22 protein-coding genes and 2 pseudogenes are annotated in these 18940 nt (G+C 68.8%); 15 read left to right on the plus strand and 9 right to left on the minus strand.

The features are described from left to right. A partial coding sequence (locus ADK54_RS04160; RefSeq protein ID WP_199826861.1) for a gamma-glutamyltransferase occupies positions 1-849 on the minus strand: 849 nt, incomplete at its 3' end. A gap of 1132 nt (positions 850-1981) precedes the next feature. On the opposite strand from ADK54_RS04160, the gene ADK54_RS04165 reads away from it, so the two are divergent. From ADK54_RS04165 to ADK54_RS04175, 3 genes are read left to right on the plus strand one after another with little or no spacing between them, the layout of a single operon-like run. After that, positions 1982-2233 carry a hypothetical protein gene (locus ADK54_RS04165; RefSeq protein ID WP_053724130.1) on the plus strand — a complete coding sequence of 84 codons (252 nt, stop codon included), beginning with the start codon at positions 1982-1984 and terminating at the stop codon, positions 2231-2233. A gap of 3 nt (positions 2234-2236) precedes the next feature. After that, a complete protein-coding gene (locus ADK54_RS04170) occupies positions 2237-2614 on the plus strand; it encodes a hypothetical protein (RefSeq protein WP_053724131.1) in 378 nt (125 codons plus the stop codon). Between the two features lie 46 nt (positions 2615-2660). After that, on the plus strand, positions 2661-2990 hold the full coding sequence (locus ADK54_RS04175) for a DUF6303 family protein (RefSeq protein ID WP_053724132.1): 330 nt from the start codon (positions 2661-2663) through the stop codon (positions 2988-2990). 471 nt (positions 2991-3461) lie between these two features. Here the strand turns inward: ADK54_RS04175 and ADK54_RS47225 are convergent, their stop codons facing one another. Together ADK54_RS47225 and ADK54_RS04180 are read right to left on the minus strand one after the other, a co-directional pair. Next, positions 3462-3647: a helicase associated domain-containing protein gene (locus ADK54_RS47225; protein WP_234391919.1), complete on the minus strand. Its 186-nt coding sequence runs from the start codon at positions 3645-3647 to the stop codon at positions 3462-3464. A 220-nt stretch (positions 3648-3867) separates the two neighbouring features. Next, the gene (locus ADK54_RS04180) at positions 3868-4173 is read right to left on the minus strand and encodes a hypothetical protein (RefSeq protein WP_053724133.1); all 306 of its coding nucleotides are present in this window, start codon (positions 4171-4173) and stop codon (positions 3868-3870) included. A gap of 285 nt (positions 4174-4458) precedes the next feature. On the opposite strand from ADK54_RS04180, the gene ADK54_RS45645 reads away from it, so the two are divergent. Together ADK54_RS45645 and ADK54_RS04185 are read left to right on the plus strand one after the other, a co-directional pair. Beyond that, positions 4459-4776 carry a hypothetical protein gene (locus ADK54_RS45645; RefSeq protein ID WP_324610133.1) on the plus strand — a complete coding sequence of 106 codons (318 nt, stop codon included), beginning with the start codon at positions 4459-4461 and terminating at the stop codon, positions 4774-4776. Then, complete coding sequence (locus ADK54_RS04185; RefSeq protein WP_053724134.1) at positions 4773-5036, plus strand: hypothetical protein; 264 nt, start codon at positions 4773-4775, stop codon at positions 5034-5036. Before ADK54_RS45645 ends, ADK54_RS04185 begins: the two co-directional genes overlap by 4 nt. Before the next feature lie 98 nt (positions 5037-5134). Here ADK54_RS04185 and ADK54_RS04190 read toward each other — a convergent pair whose 3' ends face one another. Then, positions 5135-5593, minus strand: a complete 459-nt coding sequence (locus ADK54_RS04190) for a hypothetical protein (protein WP_159047619.1) — start codon at positions 5591-5593, stop codon at positions 5135-5137. A 786-nt stretch (positions 5594-6379) separates the two neighbouring features. Between ADK54_RS04190 and ADK54_RS04195 the strand changes: the two genes are divergently transcribed. Continuing rightward, on the plus strand, positions 6380-7726 hold the full coding sequence (locus ADK54_RS04195; protein WP_234391914.1) for a magnesium transporter MgtE N-terminal domain-containing protein: 1347 nt from the start codon (positions 6380-6382) through the stop codon (positions 7724-7726). Further along, on the plus strand, positions 7723-9024 hold the full coding sequence (locus tag ADK54_RS04200; RefSeq protein WP_063801896.1) for an NRAMP family divalent metal transporter: 1302 nt from the start codon (positions 7723-7725) through the stop codon (positions 9022-9024). Before ADK54_RS04195 ends, ADK54_RS04200 begins: the two co-directional genes overlap by 4 nt. A 67-nt stretch (positions 9025-9091) precedes the next feature. Here ADK54_RS04200 and ADK54_RS42875 read toward each other — a convergent pair. Further along, positions 9092-9641 (minus strand): annotated as a pseudogene (locus tag ADK54_RS42875) (pyridoxal-dependent decarboxylase); the annotation flags it as partial. Between the two features lie 82 nt (positions 9642-9723). On the opposite strand from ADK54_RS42875, the gene ADK54_RS04205 reads away from it, so the two are divergent. Further along, positions 9724-9924 (plus strand): helix-turn-helix domain-containing protein, encoded by a 201-nt coding sequence (locus tag ADK54_RS04205; RefSeq protein WP_053724137.1) that lies wholly within the window; start codon positions 9724-9726, stop codon positions 9922-9924. 81 nt (positions 9925-10005) lie between these two features. Here the strand turns inward: ADK54_RS04205 and ADK54_RS04210 are convergent, their stop codons facing one another. Beyond that, entirely contained in the window at positions 10006-10983 is a 978-nt protein-coding gene (locus tag ADK54_RS04210; protein WP_053724138.1) for a magnesium transporter CorA family protein, read from the minus strand. A gap of 486 nt (positions 10984-11469) precedes the next feature. On the opposite strand from ADK54_RS04210, the gene ADK54_RS42600 reads away from it, so the two are divergent. Continuing rightward, positions 11470-11874, plus strand: coding sequence for an STAS domain-containing protein (locus ADK54_RS42600; RefSeq protein WP_159047620.1), 405 nt, complete (start codon positions 11470-11472; stop codon positions 11872-11874). A gap of 725 nt (positions 11875-12599) precedes the next feature. On the opposite strand, the gene ADK54_RS04220 is transcribed toward ADK54_RS42600, so the two are convergent. Further along, entirely contained in the window at positions 12600-13262 is a 663-nt protein-coding gene (locus ADK54_RS04220) for an SDR family NAD(P)-dependent oxidoreductase (RefSeq protein WP_234391915.1), read from the minus strand. Between the two features lie 18 nt (positions 13263-13280). After that, entirely contained in the window at positions 13281-13475 is a 195-nt protein-coding gene (locus tag ADK54_RS46630) for a hypothetical protein (RefSeq protein ID WP_199826863.1), read from the minus strand. On the opposite strand from ADK54_RS46630, the pseudogene ADK54_RS04225 reads away from it, so the two are divergent. Next, positions 13404-14325: pseudogene (locus tag ADK54_RS04225) on the plus strand (LLM class F420-dependent oxidoreductase). The gene ADK54_RS46630 and the pseudogene ADK54_RS04225 sit on opposite strands and share 72 nt — an antisense overlap. A gap of 91 nt (positions 14326-14416) precedes the next feature. Beyond that, positions 14417-14602, plus strand: a complete 186-nt coding sequence (locus ADK54_RS04230; protein ID WP_053724140.1) for a TetR/AcrR family transcriptional regulator C-terminal domain-containing protein — start codon at positions 14417-14419, stop codon at positions 14600-14602. Between the two features lie 87 nt (positions 14603-14689). On the opposite strand, the gene ADK54_RS04235 is transcribed toward ADK54_RS04230, so the two are convergent. Then, the gene (locus ADK54_RS04235) at positions 14690-14992 is read right to left on the minus strand and encodes a hypothetical protein (protein WP_159047621.1); all 303 of its coding nucleotides are present in this window, start codon (positions 14990-14992) and stop codon (positions 14690-14692) included. Between the two features lie 137 nt (positions 14993-15129). Between ADK54_RS04235 and ADK54_RS48700 the strand changes: the two genes are divergently transcribed. The 4 genes from ADK54_RS48700 (at position 15130) to ADK54_RS04245 (ending at position 18439) form a co-directional block, all read left to right on the plus strand. Next, complete coding sequence (locus ADK54_RS48700; RefSeq protein WP_078966116.1) at positions 15130-15489, plus strand: hypothetical protein; 360 nt, start codon at positions 15130-15132, stop codon at positions 15487-15489. A 223-nt stretch (positions 15490-15712) separates the two neighbouring features. Then, a complete protein-coding gene (locus tag ADK54_RS47230) occupies positions 15713-16381 on the plus strand; it encodes a phospholipase D-like domain-containing protein (protein WP_234391916.1) in 669 nt (222 codons plus the stop codon). A 9-nt stretch (positions 16382-16390) separates the two neighbouring features. Then, the gene (locus ADK54_RS47235; RefSeq protein ID WP_234391917.1) at positions 16391-17173 is read left to right on the plus strand and encodes a phospholipase D-like domain-containing protein; all 783 of its coding nucleotides are present in this window, start codon (positions 16391-16393) and stop codon (positions 17171-17173) included. 177 nt (positions 17174-17350) lie between these two features. Continuing rightward, complete coding sequence (locus ADK54_RS04245) at positions 17351-18439, plus strand: hypothetical protein (RefSeq protein ID WP_234391918.1); 1089 nt, start codon at positions 17351-17353, stop codon at positions 18437-18439. The last annotated feature ends 501 nt before the right edge of the window (positions 18440-18940 follow it).

Genomic DNA, 18940 nt, shown 5'->3' on the forward strand with positions numbered 1-18940 from the left:
TGCGGCGACTGCCTTGCGGTCGGCCAGGGCCAGTACGGACAGGACGTCGATGCCGCCGAAGGCCGGCGGCGGAGCCGTGCACACCCGGTACCCAAAAGCTGGCCCGCACAAGGGAGTACGCTCGCGGGCCCGGTAGCCCGCGAGGTCCCGCACGGTCATGAGCGAGGGGATCACCGCAGTTCCCCGGCTGTCCGTACGGGGTTTGAGGAAGCCGCCCGCAGCACGTGCCACAAGGGAGGGTGCGATCCTGCCCCGCGGCGCGTAGAAGGCATCGGCTCCGCCGGCCGCCACCTCTTCAAGGACTGAGGCAAGTTCGGGGTTGACCACCCTGGCCCCGACCGGCACGGGCGTGCCGCCGGGGCAGTAAAGGGCACGCACATCGGGGTAAGCACAGCCCTCCTTGGCCATGGTGTGAAGGTACCGGCCGGCCGGAAATCCGCGAGCGGCCAGTCGCTCCCCTGCGCCGAAGAGAGATCCCCAGGGCAGACGGCCCAAGGCGCGGTGCAGCGTGCCGAGAACTCGCACGGTGCCGGGAACTCCCACGGCGCGCCCGGTGTGCTCGACGCCTTCATCGAAGGCCCGCACGCCGAGACGCTGTTCGCCGGCGGTAGGGGTGCGCAGTCCTGCGGTGGCCACGGCCGGTGCCTGGGCGAGTCCTTCGAAGAAGCGGACGCGGTGGCGGCCGTGGTCCCAGTAGAGAATCTGCGTGCCGCCGCCCAGTCCGGACGACTGCGGTTCGACCACCGCCAGCACCGCCTGTACGGCCACGGCCGCGTCCGCCGCGGTGCCGCCGCGTCGCAGCGCCTCACAGCCGGCCCGGGCTGCCAGAGGACTGGCGGCAGCGACCATGAACCGCCTCCCTCGCGCGGGGGAGGCGGAGGAACGGCCGATGACCGGTGCACACACGTGATGCTGCCCCGCGGACGCGACGGGAGGGAGCGGTCTGGAAACCCGGGCCTGGGCGCTTGGCACAAGGAGCGGGAGGGAGAAGAAGACGGCGAGTACGTGAGAGGCACAGCGGCGAAGAGACACATTGCCCCCAGAGCAGAGTCGGCCAGCACGTACTCGCCGGGCCCGCAGCCGGGAGAGTCTGACGCACGCGACGCGAGCGGCCCGCCGCCACCATCGCCGGTGACGGGCCTTGGCCCCCGCGACCGGGCACTCTCCCTCGGATGAGAGAAATCCCCCCTCCACTATCCCAAAGCTGCGCTTGGACTGGGGGCGGACGCGCCGCTTGGGGACGTTCTCAACGACGGCCCCAGGCGCCGCGCAGCGGTTGCGCATGGTCCGCGAGGTGGACAGCAGCCCGGACAGCACGATGGCCAGCGGCGCCGCGGTGTCTCGCACGTCTTCTCCGCGACGGGCCACTGCGTTCAAGCCATCCGCGGTCGCCAGCGCGCGGCCCTGCCGGTGCCTGCGCCAGGTGCAAGTCTCCGGCGTTCGCGCCACCTGAGGCCACACCGAATCAGCTTTGCCCACACGGCCGCTGGCTGCAGACGCCGCAGACGAACAGGACACCGGTCCGCCGATGCCGAGAACGAGACCGTCGAACGACCAACGGAGCTGACACGGCCGCTACGTGCGGGCACTGAGAATCGGCTGGAGTGCCTGGTCGTCATCAGGAACTCCAGCCGAGACGGATATCGTCACTCAGTCAAAGCCGCACATGGCACCCGGCAGTACGCAGTCTCTTTCCCATAGGAGTCTGTGGCTGTCGGGGTCGTGGATGGTGGCTGGGTGTTCGGCGGCATCGGGCCTGGTGGGGGCGGTGCCCGGTGTAGTGACCGCTCAGCCGGTCCACGAGGATCGGTGCCCGGATGCGCTCTGGGGGCACCGGGCCTCCCCATGCAGACGGGTGCCGACAGGACAGGACGCTGACCGTTGTGAAGGCCCGCTCTCGGAAATCCTGCTTTGGTACCTCACAAGACTCGTTTGACCTGCATGTATTTACGTCCAGGTACCCAGTGGCTAGCCTGGAGGCATGTCAGCACTCAATGTGGACTTCGACGATGAAGAACTTGAGGCCATCCGCGAGATGGCCCGGGAGCGCGGCCTGACGATGAAGGCGTTCGTCCGCTCCTCGACCACCGATGCCATCGCCCAGCATCGTGCTCTCAAGGAAGCAGCGGCCGAGTTCCAGCGGGTCTTCCACGACTCCGCGCTCGCCGACGCCATCGCGGCCGCCGGGCTCGACGACGGCCCTGCCGGGCACCGTTCCGGACAGGCTGCCTGATCGATGCCGCCCGTTCTGCACATCGACGTGCGCTGGCTCCTGCAGCAGCAGGAAACCGCCATGCCCGAGACGCCCACCATCTCCGACTTCTCCGCGCTCGTGGCCGCTGTCGCACGCCACCGCGTTGACCCGCCACGGCTGGGCGTGAACTCCGACGCCTCCTGGAGGGCTGCCGCGCTACTCCACACGCTTGTCCTGCTCAAGCCTCTGCCCGCGTACAACATCAGGTTCGCCTGCGCGGTCACCATCGCCTACATGCACGCCAGCGGTGAAGGACTCGACACCCCCTACGGCGAACTGGTCGACCTCACCCAGCAGTTGCTCACCGGCAAGGCCGACGTCTTCATCGCCGCCGAACACATCCGCTCCTGGCGGATCTGAACACCGTCATCCGCGGAAGCACTGGACAGCCCAACACGACGGCTCCATGGCCGGCTTCGAGCCGGACGTGTGCCGCGGGCCGCACCGTCGGCTCCCGGGGCACTTGGCGATCTCCATCGTGCTGCCCGGGGTGGGCGTGAACCGCTGGCCGTCGGCCGGCCTACCGGTCGACCGCGAGATCCCGGTCCGGGAGAACCGTGCCAGGGGGCTGGACCAGCTCGGGTACGACTTGGTCACTTTGGGACGGCGCTCCTGGGAGTGGACCGAGGTGCAGGACCAGGACAGCGAAGAGGTCCGCTTGGTCGCCGCTGCCCAGGTGCGCTTCGGTCCCGGTCTGGCGGACGACCGGCTCGCTGAGTACGACGCGACTCTGTGAGACGCCCCCGGCTTCCGTCGCGGGCGTGATCTGTCCGCGCTGGGCGGCGGTGAAGTCCGCGATACGCAGCAGCTCGCGGGCGACCGCACGACGCCCGCGAACCAGCTGTCCTGTGACCCTGAGCGTGGTGCGCAATGCGGCAGGGAACAGAGCAAGCCGTGAGTATCCGACTGATGATCTCGTCTCTGATCGCCGCCTGCACGCTTGCTGTCAGCATCGTCCCTGCCGCCGGCGCTGGTACCCGTCGACCTGCGGAACTCCAGTGTGATCCCGTGCCCTCCAGCGTCTGAACCCGCCGAGAAGTGCTGCCAAGAAGGCTGTGGGGTGAGTGTTTACGCCAGCTGCTGCGACTCGATCTGAACCAAGTTCAAGCACTGGAGTAGGACACCTGATCAGTGTCAGCGTCCGCCCGTGGCTGATCATCGGCTCAGCTGGGCGCAACGACTCTCCGCAGCCCGGGGCACCCGCGCCCTACGCCGAGTCGATTCCGAGCTCGGCGAGCTGCTGTTCGTTCAGCTCGCGGCGGCTCATCTGGTTGGAGACCCATACTCCGAGCCGTACGTCATGCTCGTGGCCGTCGACGGTGATCCGTTCGGAGTGCTGCCGCGGGATGACGGTCCGCTGCTCACGGTGGACGTACTGCGTAAGCGCCGCCAGGCCCCGGGCGAAGGCCTCCGCGCCCCGTGCAGTCCCTGCCCCGCCCCGCTGGCCGACGGGGTCTTACGGGCCTGGGAATCCGTTCCGCGCGGTCCGTGAGACGGCCACCGCACCGCGCCCCGAGCTCAGGGCGGATTCGTACGGTCCGAGCCGCACTTCGTCGATGTCGGCTGCGGATCCGCCTTCCCCACCGCCGCCCCGGAGCCGGGACCCGTGTGGGCTACCTGCCGAAGATGACGGTGTTGTCGCAGCCCTGGCCTGAGCCGACGTTGGTGTTCTGCGTGCCGGGCGAGCCCTTGCCGCCGGACCGGTTGCCCTCCAGGCCGTTCTGGTACCCGGACTGGCCCTGTACGTCGGCGTTGTCTTCGACCGTGCTGCATGTGTTGCTCTGGTTGACGACGAGCGTCTTGGTCTCTTTGCCGGCGTGCTCGTGTTCGTCTCCGTGGGCGTAGGCGGTGCCGGTGCCGAGGAAGCCGATGGCGCTGATGAGGACGGCTACGACAGCGGTCTTTCGGGGCTTGCGCATATCTTCTCCGAACGTTGAAGCGGACGCGTACGCGATCCGCCACCTCTTAAGGTGACGAGAGGTTAATGCGAAAGTGCCTGAGATCCGTTTGTCGGCGCGCCGGATCGTCTGACCAACGAGCAGGGGTGCCGGCCCCGCGGCCGGCCCAAGTTCCCTGTACGGCCAAGGCATCAAGAAGCCGGATGCGGGCGTGAGCGCTCCGCACAGAACCACCCGTGTGGCCGCGTGACGAGCGCGCGGCACCCAGGCTCTTCGTCACTGCCCCAGGGCGCCGACGAAACTCCCGTGCGGCGTCGCCGAGTTCGTCTCACGACGGCGCATCTCGACGACGTCACGCGCCGCGTACCGTGGGCAACGATCAAGGGGTCCAGGTCCCTGCTCCTGCAGTCCATGACGGGTAGCGGACTCACCCCCACGGGACTGCGCGTGCGGCGCGAGGGCGACGACACCACGGAGCTCCGGGCAGTCGTCGCGGCCGGCGGCGACCCCGCCCAGGCCCTGGAACAGCTCATTGCCCGCCTCTCACTCGAACCCGGCATCCACGATCTGCACTGGCACCTGGACGCAACGCCCACCGAAGCCGAACAGGACGCAGTGGCATGAACGACCACGACGATGGCCGCGACCTGCCGGAGGAACGCCGCGCCGTACTACTCGCCGCCCGCCGCCTCGCCGAGGAAGCGCCCGACGCCTGGTGGCCGCCTCCGCCGACGCGCTCCGTGCCGGACTGGCCGTCCGCGCGGACACCCTGCGCCAAGCCGCCCTCGCCGCCTGGCATGCGGGCATCCTGTCAGAAGGTCACAGCCGAGGACTCCGGGGTGTCCTCAGTCATCGTGCCGCGGTGGATCGAGGCGGACGCCTGAGCGAACGATCCGCCGCTTCGGATGAGCCTTCGCGCGCGCCTCATGGTCACCCTGGGCCCGGGACTCGAGGGCGCGCATGGTCCTTCCGCAGCCCGGCATCAGCTCCGGTCGTGGCGTGCGGCAGCCGCGTCGACGAGGAGGGCTGCGACATCGTGGGACAGGCCCAGGCGGCTGACGATCCAGGCGGTGTCGTGGCCGTGGAGCGCGAGGACCCAGGCCATGTAGAGGCGGTTGAGGTCCGGGGCCTCAGGCCCGAGCAGCAGGGGACGGACGGCTTCCATCGGGAAGCCGTCCAGGGTCCGGGCGGTGAACCAGGACGCGTCGACCGCCTCCGATGACACGGAGGGGTGATGGTGAGCCGCGATCCGCCGCCGCCGGTGCACCAGGACGGCGGTCATCGCGAGAACGGCGACGGACGCGCCGAGCAGAAAGCCCGTGATCCCGGGGCGGAGTCCGGGCGAGGCGAGGCGCAGCGCGGTGAGCTCCAGGGCAGCCACGAGGGCCACCACGATCAGGGCGACACCGTCGCGGGTGTGAGGGCGAAGCGTCACTGTCACGTTGCTCTCCTTCCTAACTACCACGCGGTGGCGCGGCGCCAGGGCAGCGGCACGGATGATCGAGGAAAGCCAGGCTCGGCCGTCGATCGCCACACCTCAATGCTTGCACAAATACGCAATAAGGAGCAATGGAACCCGAGCCGGATCACCACAGGGGGCGTCGCCCCGAGAGGTCCAGTGGGAGGTCAGACGCAGGGCGGGGCAGGGAGTACGACGAACCTTCCGGGCCCTGCCGTGGTCGCGGCGGGCCACGGGTCCGTTCCTGCGAGGTCGCCGGACTCCGGCGGCGCCGGCTGTGCTGTCAGGTGCAGGGTCGCTTCGAGCGGGGACCGGGTTGCGCAGCTCGGGTTGGCGCGCGCTCTGGGGCGGGGCGTAGGGTTCGCACCGTTGGTTTCAGGCACCTCGTTTGGTGAGGCGTCTTCACGGACACACGCCGCTGGTCTCATCCGCGAGTGGCTTCCCCTGGGCATGGGGTGCCCGTGAAGGGCTGTAGCCCGACGAGTTGGGGTGAGCCGGTCGATCAAGTCCGGGCCCCTGCCGTGATGGCGGAGCGCGGGGCGCTCATGAGCGGGGGAGGCGAGATGGACAGCAGTCCGGGCCATAGTCAGCCCCACCGTCTGTGTTCCTCGCCGTCTCTTCGCGGTACCAGGTAGCCGCTTCTCCCGTGAGCCCTGTCCGAGTAGCACCCGCTCGGTCTCGGTGGCGTGAGATGTGTGTCCTGGTGTTGCCCGTGTCCCGCCGTGTCGGGTCCAGGGGGAGTCCACTGTGTCTGCCAACAATCTGCTCATGGCCACATCCGCACGTCTGCGCGACCGCCGGGTCCAGCTCGCACGCCGTGCGACCGCCTCCAAGGCGGTACGCGGCTCTTTGGTTTCCGTGGCAGGGCTGGTCGGCGGCCCTGTCATCAATCAGGCCGGGGATGACGTCGGACGCGTGGTCGACGTGGTGGCCCGGCTGTACGGCTCGGACCCTTACCCGCCGGTGACCGGCCTGGTCGTGCGGGTCGGGCGTCGACGCGCGTTTCTCCAGGTCGACGCCGTCGAGCAGGTCAACGCCGGACGGGTGCGTCTGCGCACCGCGCGGATGGACTTGCGCGAGTACGAGCGTCGCCCCGGCGAGGTGCTGCTGGCCCGGGATGTGCTCGACCACCAACTGGTGGACGTGGACGGCGTCCAGGTCACCCGCGCTGCGGACTTGTACCTCGCGCCCCTGGCCGATCGCATCGTCCTGGTGGGCGTGGACGTCTCGCTGCCCACGCTGCTGCGCAGGCTGGGCCCGCGTCGCTGGCAGGTGCGGCCCACCCCCGAGCGTGTCCTGGACTGGCAGTCGGTGGCCCCGTTCGCCGAACACGCCACCGAAGGACCTGCCGAGGTCCACCTCCGCGGCACGCGCGCCACACTGCACCAGCTGAGGCCCGCGGACTTGGCCGACGTGCTGGAGGACTTGGGCCGAGCCGAGCGCCAGCAGTTGCTGGCCTGGCTGGAGCCCGGTCACGCAGCCGACGCTCTGGAGGAGATGGAACCCGGCGAACTGGAGAACCTCCTGCGCGAGGCCGGACCCGTCTACGCCGCTCAGATGCTGGGGGAAATGGAACCCGACGAGGCCGTCGACGCACTGCGTGACCTCGGCGCGGGCGAGCGCACCAGCCTCCTGGATCAGATGTCCCCGGCCCAGGCGACCGGCCTGCGCGAACTGCTGGCCCGCCCCGAGGACACCGCGGGCGGCGCCATGACCACGCGGCTCGTCACCGCCGTGCGCGAGCACACGGTCGCCGAGGTCCGCGGTCTGCTCGCCGAACAGGCCGAACACCGCACGGAGATCGACGCCGTGGCTGTCGTGGACACCGACGGCCGGCTCATCGCGGACATCCCGCTGTTCCACCTCACCGTCGCCGAAGACACCTCGACCATGGGGGACGTCGTGGACTGGCTCGCCCAGTTCGGAACGCAGGTCGTCGTCGGCCCCGACACCCCCATCGACGAGGTCGCCGACCACCTGCTCGCCTCCCGCGCCTCCTCCCTCCTGGTCGTCGATGAGAACGAGAGCCCGCTGGGGCGCATGCTCGCCGACGACATCCTCGATGCCCTCCTGCCCGAACGCGGGCGCCGCCACTTCCGGAGGTTCTTGCAGTGACCAGCGACGCGGACACCACCACCCCGGACGTCGCTCCGGACGGCACCCGAGGGCCCGAGCCTCGAAAGGGCTGGCGGCGGATCACTACCGTGGTGGCGATCGCGGGCCCCGGTCTGGTGGCTGCCAACGCCGGCAACGATGCCGCCGGCATCGCCACCTACGCCTCGGCGGGCTCCCAGTTCATCTACGGCACCCTGTTCTTCATGGTGCTGGTCACGATCGCCCTGGTCATGGTCCAGGAGATGGCCGTCCGGCTCGGCGCCTACACCGGCAAAGGTCTGGGGGCGCTGATTCGCGAGCAGTTCAGCCTGCGCCTGACCGCACTCGCGGTGTTCTGCCTGCTGCTGGCCAACACCGGCCTGGTCGTCTCCGAATTCGCCGGGATCGGCGCTGCCTTCGAACTCCTCGGCGTGCCCAAATGGGCCGTCATCCCCCCAGCCGCGCTGCTGCTGTGGGCGCTGGTGCTCTTCGGTTCCTACCGATGGGCCGAGCGCATCTTCCTGATCATGTCCCTGGCGTTCTTCGCGTACCCCGTCGCGATGGTCCTCGGCCACCCCGACTGGGGCCAGGTCGGCTCCCACCTGGCCATCCCGCACATCGAGGGCAGTCAGGCGTTCATCCTGCTCGCCGTTGCGCTGATCGGCACCACCGTCAGCCCCTACATGCAGTTCTACGCCGCCGCCGGAGTCGTAGACCGCGGCGCGAAGCCCGAGGACTACAAACTGATCCGTGCCGATGCCGTCCTCGGCGCAGTCTTCGCCTGCCTCATCAGCTTGACCATCATCATCGCCACTGCCGCTGCCATCGGCGGCACCGGCCCCCTGCAATCCGCCGCCCAGGCCGCCCAAGCGCTCGAACCCGTCGCAGGACAAGGCGCCGAACTCCTCTTCGCGTTCGGTCTGATCGGTGCTTCCGCACTCGCCGGAGCAGTGGTCCCGCTGTCCGCCAGCTACGCGGTGGGCGAAGCCGCAGGCGTCGAACGCTCCGTCTCCCGCCGCTTTCGCGACGCGCCCTTGTTCCTGGGCCTGTTCACCGCCCAGATCATCCTCGGCGCCGCCGTCGCCCTCACCCCCGTCAACGTCATCCAGCTCCTCATCGGCACCCAAGTACTCCAGGGCCTGATCAGCCCCGTCGTCCTGGTCTACCTGCTGGTCCTGACCAACCGCCGGTCCGTTCTGGGCGCCGCAGCCAACGGCCCCCGCTACCGCATCGCCGCCACCGTCGTCGTTCTCGCCGTCGCGGCCATGTCCACCATCCTCCTCGTCCAGACCATCCTGAGCTGGATCGGCTGGGCCTGACCCTGCAGGCGCGGTCAGCGCGTTGTGGACGCCGCCGGTTTCTGGCGTCAGGGGTGGCCCGGGCTGCGGGGTTCTTGGTTTCCGCTCCGTGGGCGAAGCCGCCGGCGTCTTCCTCGGCGCGGTGCGGAGCCTGCTTTTCAAGGCGCGGCAGGACGCGGCGGAGGTCTTCGAGGAGGAGGTCGGCGAGATGGTGGCCGAAGCCATTGCGCACCACGATGCGCAGAGCGGCCAGCTCGGTGCGGTTGGCCGGGAAGGTGTAGGCGGGTACGAGCCAGCCGCGTTCGTGCACGGCTGCGGAGACGTCGAAGACGGTGAAGTTGTCGACACTGTCGTTGATGCGGAAGGCGAAGACGGGGGTATGGCTTCCGGCGGTGAGCAGTTCGAAGGGGCCGAGTTTGGCGATGTCGGTGGCGAGGCGGGTAACGACGTCACGGCACGTCTGCTGGATGCGGCGGTAGCCGTCGTAGCCGAGGCACAGGAAGTTGTAGTACTGGGCGATGATCTGGGCGCCTGGGCGGGAGAAGCTGAGGGCGAGGGTGGGCATGTCTCCACCGAGGTAGTTGACGTGGAAGACCAAGCTCGTCGGGCAGGGCGTCGGTGTCGCGCCGCAGCGACCAGCGATCACGCGAAAACCCTGTCCGGCGGGCGTCTCATCGGCGATGATCACTCTCCATCACCGGCAGACGATGGAGACCAGTCATGGACAGCGGCAAGCGGATCACCGGCGCCGTACGCGACAAGCTCACCGATGAACTGATGAAGGCGTACGAGAGCGGGCAATCCGTCCGCACCATCACCGAGGACGCCGGCCGTTCGTACGGCTTCGTCCACCGCATCCTCACCGAAGCCGGTGTCACCCTGCGCAGCCGGGGCGGCAACAGCCGCAGCCATGGCGTGTGACCAACTTTTGAAGCTGCGGGCCCGCCGCGCGAGGGCCAAGGTCCGGGAACGCTTCCCTGCCCTCTGCCCCGCCGGGGCGGGTCAGATCCAGTCTTTGCGTTTGAAGGCTGCGTACAGAACGACGGACAGGACGACGATGGCAGCGGTCGAGGTGATGAACCCCGCCTGGGTGCTGAAGCCGGGGTAGGGGACGTTCTGGCCGTAGAAGCCGGTGATGGCGGTGGGCACGGCGATGATGGAGGCCCAGCTGGTGACCTTCTTCATGATGAGGTTCATGCGGTTTCCCTGCACCGTCAGGTTGGTCTCCATGATCGAAGCGATCATGTCCCGCAGTGACTCGGTCCACTCGCCGGCCCTCAGCACGTGGTCGTAGACGTCCTGGTAGTAGGGCAGCAGCGGCTCGGCCACGATGTGCAAGTCCCGGCGCAGAAGGCTGTTGACGACTTCCCGCATGGGCAGGACGACCCGGCGCAGCCTGGACAGGCTTTTGCGCAGTTCGTATGAGCTGCGTTGGACGGTGTCGGCCTGCTGGCGGCCTTCCTCGAACAGGAGGTCCTCGATGGTTTCGATGCGGTCGTCGAGGTCCTGCACGGCAGCGAAGTATCCGTCGACGATGTGGTCGAGCAGTCCGTGCAGAAGATAGCCCACGCCGTGCTTGGCCAGGTCCGCGTTGTTGTCCCAGCGCTCGACGACCTTCTCGATGTCGAAGCGCTCGTCGGGGCGGATGGTGATGAGGGCGCTCTCGGTGACGAAGACCGACAGTTCACTCGTGGACAACTGCCCGGTGTCCGGGTCCGTGCAGACGGCGTAGGCACTGAGGAAGGCGTGGGTGCGGTAGCGGTCGAGCTTGGGACGCTGGTGCTCGTGACGGGCGTCCTCCATCGCCAGTTCATGCAGTCCGAACTCTTCGCTGATCATGGCGAAGTCCGCAGGGGCCGGTGCACACAGGTCGAGCCACACCGCCACCCCCGATTCCGACACATATTCTGATATGTCCTCGGCAGGAAAGTCTTCGAGCGTCAATATGCCGTTGCGGTAAAGCCGCGTCCGTGTAGCCATGAGCCGCAACCCTAGGCCGACGGCGCACCGAGCCTGAGAGCGGGTTCCGCACCGGGGAGGACGGCACAACAGTTCGAGGCATCGGCGTCGGTTCACGGCTGGTCGAGAGTGATCGAGTTGATGGGCCCCAGGTCCGCCCAGAACCCGACGGCGCATTGATGCCGGAGCCGGCGCAGCCGTGTTCGGCGTCCCTGGTGCCAGACGGGCGTCGCTTCGCTGTCCGGCGGTGGCCAAGGTCGCCAGGACGCGAAATGAGGCCCGCGCCCTGCCAGGAGCCGTCGCCGCCCGTGCGTGCCTTGGGCTGTTCGGGAGGTAGGGGCGGGACTAGGCTGTCGGGCACAGCCCCAGCCCCCGGCAGCGTGAGGATCCGCTCCGAGGAGGCGCACGGTGTCCCGAGGTGCCAGAACTTCTCTCATCCCCGCAGACGCACTCCGCTCGCCCCCTGAGGGGGAGGGCGTCCGTGCGTCCGTACGAAGCCGCCGCTCCTTGTCTCCGCTCTCCCTGCCGATGCCGGACGGACAGCCCGCGCCCACCGGTGTTCCTGCGGACCAGGTGGTCGTCGTGGTCAGCGGAAGTCTTGGCCCGGCCAATGTTCCAGTACTGCGCGAGCGCCTGCTGCGCGTATCCCACGGCCCTGGAATCCGGTTGGTCCTCGACCTGTCGGGCGTCACCTCCTGCGACACCCTGGGCCTCGGGTTGATCGTCGCCACCGCCCGCCGGGCCCGATCCTTCGGCGGCAGCCTGCGCCTTGTCGCCCCGAGCCCCGCCGTTGCCAGGGCCCTCGGCGCCAGCGGGCTGATCCGGCTCCTCCAGGTCTTTCCCGCTCTCGACACGCCGGCCAGGACTTCGGCCACCGAGGCGACCAGCCCGGATCTCCGCGAAGCGGCCTAGACACTCAGCCAACCCGTGGAGGCGGTCAACTGCCCTTCGCTCGCATCCTCTTCGTGGCCCTGGTCGGCTTTGGCTTCCTCCACCCCGTCCTGTGGGCGCCCGCGGTTGTAATGATCTTCGGCTTCGTCCGTCAGGAACGGAGATAGTCGATGGGTAGCGATGCTTCTGGGACAAGGACGGTTTCTGCGGGCAACCGCCCACAGGCCGCTGTGCAGGGTGTTGTCGTCTTGGAGGGGTTGTGGAACTGACCGACTGGCTGCTCGCGCCCGGCGAGCGAGGCAATCCGGCGACTCGCCTGGAGATCCGTCGGCCCGGCGGGGTGGCCTGGTCGATGGGGAACGAGGTGCGCCCCTGGTCCACGGGGCGGTGCACTTCGCTGAACTACGGGCTAGGGACTGGTAGGGCCGCATGTTGAGGTGTCGCGTATTCCTCGACGAGGCGGGACGAACGTCACCGTGCGTGATCGCCGGGAGGGAACCGTCCGTGCGGGGATCCGACCCCGGCCCACCAGGAACGCCTCGCTCGTAGATCTGGCCGCCGAGCTTCCCGCGCTCATTTTCAGGCGTCTGCTCGGCCTCTGCGAGCAGACCGCAGCGTGCTGGATGGCGAGAGCGGCGGCGACGCAGCCCGCAATGCCGCCCACCGGGCTCGCGGGGAGAACCGCCTCTGATATATCCCCCGGTTCTGCCGGGTAAGGGGCGGGGCACAGGGCGTGGGCAGGGGCCCTACAACAGGGCGCCGCCGGACACCTCGAGGCGCTGGGCGGTGACCCATCGCGGGTCCTCGGAGGCGAGCGCGGCAATCGCGTCGCCGATCTCCTGCGCTTCGCCGACGCGGCCGAGCGCGGTCTGCGCGCCCAAGTCCTCGCGCATCTGCGCGTCGTCCCGCATGGCACCGCCGTTGAAGTCGGTGGCTGTCGGCCCCGGCACGATGGCGTTGACGCGGATCGTGCGCGCCCCCAGCTCCACGGCCAGGGTCCGGCTGAGGGCCTCGACCGCCGCCTTCGAGGCCGAGTAGACCGAGGTGCCGGCACTGGTGTGGCGGCTGAGGGAGGAGGAGACGTTGATGATCCGCCCCCCGTCGGCCAGCACGGGCGCAAGCGCCTGGGTGAGGAAGAACGTGCCGCGCACGTTGGTGTCCATTACCGCGTCGAAGTCGTCGACCGTGACCGCTTCCAGCGGTCCGAAGAGCCCGATTCCGGCATTGTTGACCAGGACATCCAGCCGGGTCGCGTCCCAGCGTTCCAGTTGCGCAGCCAGGTGGGAGACGAAGGCGGGAAAGGAGGCCACATCGCTGATGTCCAGCCGCAGCGCGGCAGCCGTGGCGCCGGTTTCCTGAACGTTCCTGACCGTCTCCTCGGCCTCCTGCGCGTCGCCGCGGTAGGTCACGATGACGCGCAGCCAGGCTCAGCGCACTTGGCCGAGGTGGATGCGGATGATGCCGTCCGCGTACGGCTCGGCCAGCCGGCGCTGTCCGGTGCCGTCACACAAGACCGGAATGCGGGCCGGCTTCTGCTGGTTATCGCCGACATGACTACAGGAGTAGCGCTCAACGCGACCGACGCCGACAACCAGATCGATGCCTCGGTGCGGCTCGCACACGAGGCCGCGGCTGCTGGGCTGCGGTCGGCCTGGTTCGGACAGACCTTCGGCGCGGACTCACCCCAGCTGGCGGCGGTCGTCGGGCGAGAAGTACCCGGTCTGCACGTCGGCACGTCGGCGATCCCTGTTTTCGGCCGCCACCCGCTGCTGGTCTCCAGCCAGGCCCAGACCGCCCAGGCGGCCACCCACGGCCGCTACCACCTCGGACTTGCGCTCGGCACCAAACTCCTGACCGAGGCGGGCTTCGGCATCCCCTACGAACGGCCCATCGCGCGTCTGCGTGAATTCCTCACCGCATTGCGGCAGTTGACCGAGACCGGCACCGCCGACTTCCACGGCGAACTGCTCACCGCGACGACACCGATCCCCGCCCGCGTGCCGGGCGCCGAAAGCGGCGTGCCCCTGCTCGTCGCCGCGATGGGCCCCCAGGCGCTGCGTGCCAGCGGTGAATTGGCCGATGGGATCCTGCCCTATCTGGCCGGGCCGCGCGCACTGAGTGAGCACATCGTTCCGGCAGTCACCGCAGCGGCAGAGGCCGCCGGCCGGCCCGCGCCCCGGATCGTCGCCCTGGTGCACGGCGTGGTCACCGACGACGTCGACTCCGTACGGGAAGGCCGCCGAGCAGCTCGCGTTCTACGAGCAGTTCCCGTCCTACGCACGAGTCATCGGACTCTCCGGCGGCCAGCGGGCCGTCGATGTGGCTGTGATCGGCGACGAGCGGACGGTCGCCGCCGAGGTGCGCCGTTACCGAGATGCCGGAGCGACGGAGGTGGTGTTCTCGGGGACGGAAATGGCCGGAGAGTCCGACCGGCGCCGTACCTGGGCACTCCTCGGAGAGCTGGCCGACTGAGCCCCGGCGGGCGGTTGTACGCTCTGGTGGCCGGACATCCTGCAGATTCCGCAGTAATGACAAGCAGCGTGCTGACTCCCTGCCAGCTGCTGTGTCTCATGCTGCGGAACCGCAGAACAGATGGCTTGCCTCGATCGCCAACTACGTCCTGTGGCCGCGGATGTTGCTCGCCGACTGGAGCCCCGCACCTGCCGACATCGACCACGCCGTCGACGAGGCGGTCACGACGATGCTCGCCCGCTACGGCCGCAGCGCCAACGACCGGCAGCAGCCCTGAGATCTCCCGGGTGTGAGTAGTTGGCCCTCGGACTGATAGGCGCGCATGTTGAGGTGTTGCGTATTCCTCGACGAGGCGGGACGGATGTCACCGTGTGTGGTCGCCGGGGGCGTATCGGCTCCAGGTTCCTCCGGCTTCGGTGACCAGGCGGGTGACTGTCTTGTCGTGGTAGCCGAGCGCCTTGGCGACGACGGGAGCCGGTGCCTGGAGCACGAGTTGGCGGATCGCGGAGATCCTGTCGCGTTGCGGCGGGACGCCGATCTCCCGCAGGTGGACTTGGAGGCTGACCGGGTTCATCGGTTGTCCGGGCTGGCGGCCGGGGAAGAGCCACTGTGAGCTTCTGCTGCTGACGTAGGGCAGGTGCTGGCGGGACTGAATGTAGGCCCGCACGAGGTCAGCGACGGGCTCCGGGAGCGGGGACGGCGGATCTCCCAGCCGGACGGCGACGGCCGGCACGCCGCTCTGCCGCGACTGCGCGGGCTCTCGGGAATCAGCGCGACGAGCTTTCGGGGCCGGCCACTCAGACCATGGAAGCCCCGATCGTCACCCGGAGCGAATACACCCTGGTCGGCATCGACGACGGTTACCTCAACCTCATGGATGACTCAGGCGAGGTGAGGGAAGACATCAAGTTCCCGGAAGACGGACTGGGTAGCGAGCTCCAGCGAGCGTACGAGGCCGGCACAGAATTCCAGGTCGCCGTACTCACCGCCACGGGGGACGACGGCCGTCGTCAGCTTCAGGGAAGCCGCGAAGTAGTTCGCTGCCCCAACACGGCCCGCCCCCGGACGATCAGCCCACCCCACCGACGGCAAGTCGGCCCTGGCAGCGCCACCGATGGTGCGCGTACCGCTCCGCGTGCATCTGCCCCACTGAGGAAACCGTGACGTGGACGACGTCCAGGCTGTTCCTGATACCGGCTGCGGTCAGTGATCAGTTTCCGCGCCTGCCGACCGAATACGCGACACTGGAACATGCGGGCCTACCAGTCCCAAGCCCGAACTACTCAAGGCCATCCAGTCCCAACAGTCGGGCGATTTACTGCTGTTCACCGACTGGCGGGGCGATCCCGACGAGAGGCTGGGCGGCCTGGGCAGCGAGATTGGCCCGGTGTTGTGCGAGGCCGCCGAACGCGGCGTCAACGTCAAGGGCCTCATCTGGCGATCCCACCTGGACCGCTTCCAGTTCAGCGAAAGCGAGAACCGCCACTTCGGCGACGAGATCCAGACCGCGGGCGGCGAGTGCCTGCTGGACATGCGGGTGCGCCCCGGCGACTCGCACCATCAGAAGTACGTCGTCCTGCGCCACCCCGGCCGGCCCGAACACGACGTTGCCTTCGTTGGTGGGATCGACCTGTGCCACAGCCGCCGTGATGACAGCACTCACCGGGGCGACCCGCTCAGCCAGCTCTTCGCCGCCGTCTACGGGCCCCATCCACCCTGGCACGACATCCAGTTGGCCATCCGCGGCCCGGCCGTCGGTGACGCCGAAGCCACCTTCCGGGAACGCTGGGAGGACCCAGCGCCGCTGAGTCGCAGCCCGTTCGGCCGCCTGCGCTCCCTCCTGCACTATGAGGACACGAAGGCAGATACATTGCCGCCGCAACTGCCCGACCCGGCCCCCTGCGGCACCCACACCGTGCAACTGCTGCGCACCTACCCCGCCCGCATCCACGGGTACGACTTCGCCCCGCACGGGGAACGCAGCATCGCCCGCAGCTACCAGAAGGCGCTACGACGGGCCCGGTCACTGATCTATCTGGAAGACCAGTACCTGTGATCCGCGCAAGTGCTGACGTGCTTCGCGAAGGCCCTGTCCGCCCACCCCGCACTGCACATGATCGCCGTCATCCCGTCGGCTCCCAGCGACGACGGCCGCCTCTCCCTGCCGATGAACCACCTGGGCCGCATCCAGGCCCTCGACCTGCTGCACCGCGCAGGCGGCGACCGGGTCGCCGTCTACAGCCTGGAAAACCATGCAGGAACCCCCGTGTACGTCCACGCGAAGGTGTGCGTCGTCGACGATGTATGGGCCTCCGTCGGCTCGGACAACATCAACCGGCGCTCCTGGACGCACGATTCGGAACTGAGCTGCGCGTTCCTGGATGAGACGCAGGATTCCCGCGAGCCACGTGATTCCGGCGGCCTCGGCGACGGCGCCCGTACCGGTGCCCGCGATCTGCGCCTCCAACTGGCCCGTGAACACCTGGACCACAGCGACCCGACCGCACTGTGCGATCCGGTGACGGCCTTCCGCGCCTTCGCCGAGTCGTCCGCCGCACTGGACGCCTGGCACAACACCGGACGCGCGGGCCCCGGCCCCCCGGCCGCCTGCGCACGTACCGCACCCCACATCTGTCACGCACCACCACGGCCCTGGTCACCCCCCTCTACCGGCTCCTCGCCGACCCCGACGGCCGCCCCCTGGCCCTGCGACGTCGCGACGCCTAGTGAACGAAGGTGCCGATGGACTCCGTACCGGCAGAAGAGTCTGTCCCCTCACACACGGTTGCCGCGGCAACCGGTGTGCGGTCTCCCGCACCGGTTCCGGTCCGAGACCAGCCGGTGGTAAGTAGAGTCGCACCAACACTCTTGCACGGCCCCCGGCCGGCGGCCGCTCTTGTGGGAGGGGGCGGTGCGCGTGTGCGCTGCCGGGCCTGTCTCGTTTTCTCCGCTCCCCGTCGCAGCCGGCCCGCCTCCTGCGGCCCGTCTGCGGGCCGCGTTGCGTCGGGCGGCTCCGGCTCTGGTGGTGTTCGGGGCCGCCCGGGCGACCGGGCTGCTCCTGATGTCCCTGTGGGCCTGGCAGGGCGGTAGGCATCCCCGCAGCGTCCTCGCGCTCGAATGGGACGGCCGGTGGTACTACCGGATTGTCGAGTGGGGCTACCACCTGCCTGCGGACTCCGTTCCGTTACCCGGATTCGCCTCGGAGAAGCTCGCCTTCTTCCCCCTGTACCCAGGGCTGATCAGAGTTGTTGACGCGGTACTTCCGATCGGCGACCTCAACGCGGCCCTCTTCATCTCCTGGGTGTCTGCGGGGGTGGCCGCCTGGGGGATCTACGCGATCGGGGAGCTGCTCTACGGCCGCCGGACCGGCATTGCCCTGGTCCTGCTGTGGGGGCTGCTGCCCCACGCGATCGTGCTGACGATGGCGTACGCCGAGCCGCTCATGACAGCCTTCGCCGCCTGGGCCCTGTACGCGGTGCTCACCCGCCGCTGGCTCGCCGCCGGGACTCTGGCCGCGCTGGCCGGGCTGGCCCGGCCCAACGGCATCGCGGTCGCTGCGGCGGTGTCCGTTGCTGTCACCGCGATTGCCTGGCGGCGCCACCGCGCGCACGAGCCCCAGGACGGGCATGCCTGGATCGGTGCGGCGCTCGCCCCGCTGGGCTGGCTCGGGTACATCGCATGGGTCGGCGTCCAGACCGGCGACCCGCTGGGCTACTTCGCCATCGAGAGCCGCTGGGGCTCCCGTTTCGACTTCGGCCAATACGCCGCGCACTACATCGCGGGCCTGGTCACCGGCCGCAACCGACTCGCTGTCTACGCCGCCGTCGCGATCGTCGGTGTATCGCTACTGCTGCTCGTCCTCGCCGTACTGGACCGCGTCCCGCTGCCCTTGCTCGTCTATACGGCCGTCCTGACCCTCATCGCCCTCGGCGGCACCGACTACTTCCAGTCCAAGCCACGCTTCCTGCTTCCCGCCTTCCCTCTCCTCATCCCCTTGGCCATCGCCCTGTCGCGTGCTCGACCTCGCACCGCCTGCCTGGCCGTCGCAGCCCTGGCCAGCATCTCGTTCTTCTACGGGACATACCTGCTACTGGTCTCCCCACTGGCACCGTAGGACCGCGCCGCTCAGCTCCCAGCCCGAATGCCGTCACCAACCGGATTCGACAGTTGTGGGGCTGAGTTGCGATTTCGCGCGGCGCCCTGGCCCACCAGGTCCTCGGCCTCGGCAACTACCGGCCCGGGCGGCGAGGAAAGAGGCGTGGAAGGTTGTACGCACAGACGTGAGGCCTCCACGATGAGCTCCCTGTCAACTGTGAGGATGGGGCACCCAGTTCACGTGTAAGAAACATCTGCCGGTAGCCGAACATTACGCACAGTGAACCGTTCCGGGTTCGGTAGGGACCAAACACTCAGTGAGCGCTGGAGATGAACGGGGTTGGTCCCTTCAGGCAGTCAACTGTGCTCTCCCGAACCTGGTGACAGCTCTGGTGGATTGCTATGCAGGGGAGGGTCCGTTTTAGAGGCCCTAACAGAAGTGGTTGTTGACGTGACTGTCGGCTTGGCTGTTCGTTGGTGTGGGTGTGGGGAAGAGACAGTCGCGGCCGTGGATCGTGTC

Origin of the sequence: Streptomyces sp. WM6378 (assembly GCF_001279695.1) — a bacterium.
Classification (GTDB): Bacteria; Actinomycetota; Actinomycetes; order Streptomycetales; family Streptomycetaceae; genus Streptomyces.

Bases quoted from the DNA above. Each gene is read 5' to 3' on its own strand.
- ADK54_RS04165 (WP_053724130.1), top strand. From the start codon at position 1,982: ATGTCAGCACTCAATGTGGACTTCGACGATGAAGAACTTGAGGCCATC.
- ADK54_RS04170 (WP_053724131.1), top strand. From the start codon at position 2,237: ATGCCGCCCGTTCTGCACATCGACGTGCGCTGGCTCCTGCAGCAGCAG.
- ADK54_RS04175 (WP_053724132.1), top strand. From the start codon at position 2,661: ATGGCCGGCTTCGAGCCGGACGTGTGCCGCGGGCCGCACCGTCGGCTC.
- ADK54_RS04180 (WP_053724133.1), bottom strand. From the start codon at position 4,173: ATGCGCAAGCCCCGAAAGACCGCTGTCGTAGCCGTCCTCATCAGCGCC.
- ADK54_RS04185 (WP_053724134.1), top strand. From the start codon at position 4,773: ATGAACGACCACGACGATGGCCGCGACCTGCCGGAGGAACGCCGCGCC.
- ADK54_RS04195 (WP_234391914.1), top strand. From the start codon at position 6,380: ATGGCCACATCCGCACGTCTGCGCGACCGCCGGGTCCAGCTCGCACGC.
- ADK54_RS04205 (WP_053724137.1), top strand. From the start codon at position 9,724: ATGGACAGCGGCAAGCGGATCACCGGCGCCGTACGCGACAAGCTCACC.
- ADK54_RS04210 (WP_053724138.1), bottom strand. From the start codon at position 10,983: ATGGCTACACGGACGCGGCTTTACCGCAACGGCATATTGACGCTCGAA.
- ADK54_RS48700 (WP_078966116.1), top strand. From the start codon at position 15,130: ATGGAAGCCCCGATCGTCACCCGGAGCGAATACACCCTGGTCGGCATC.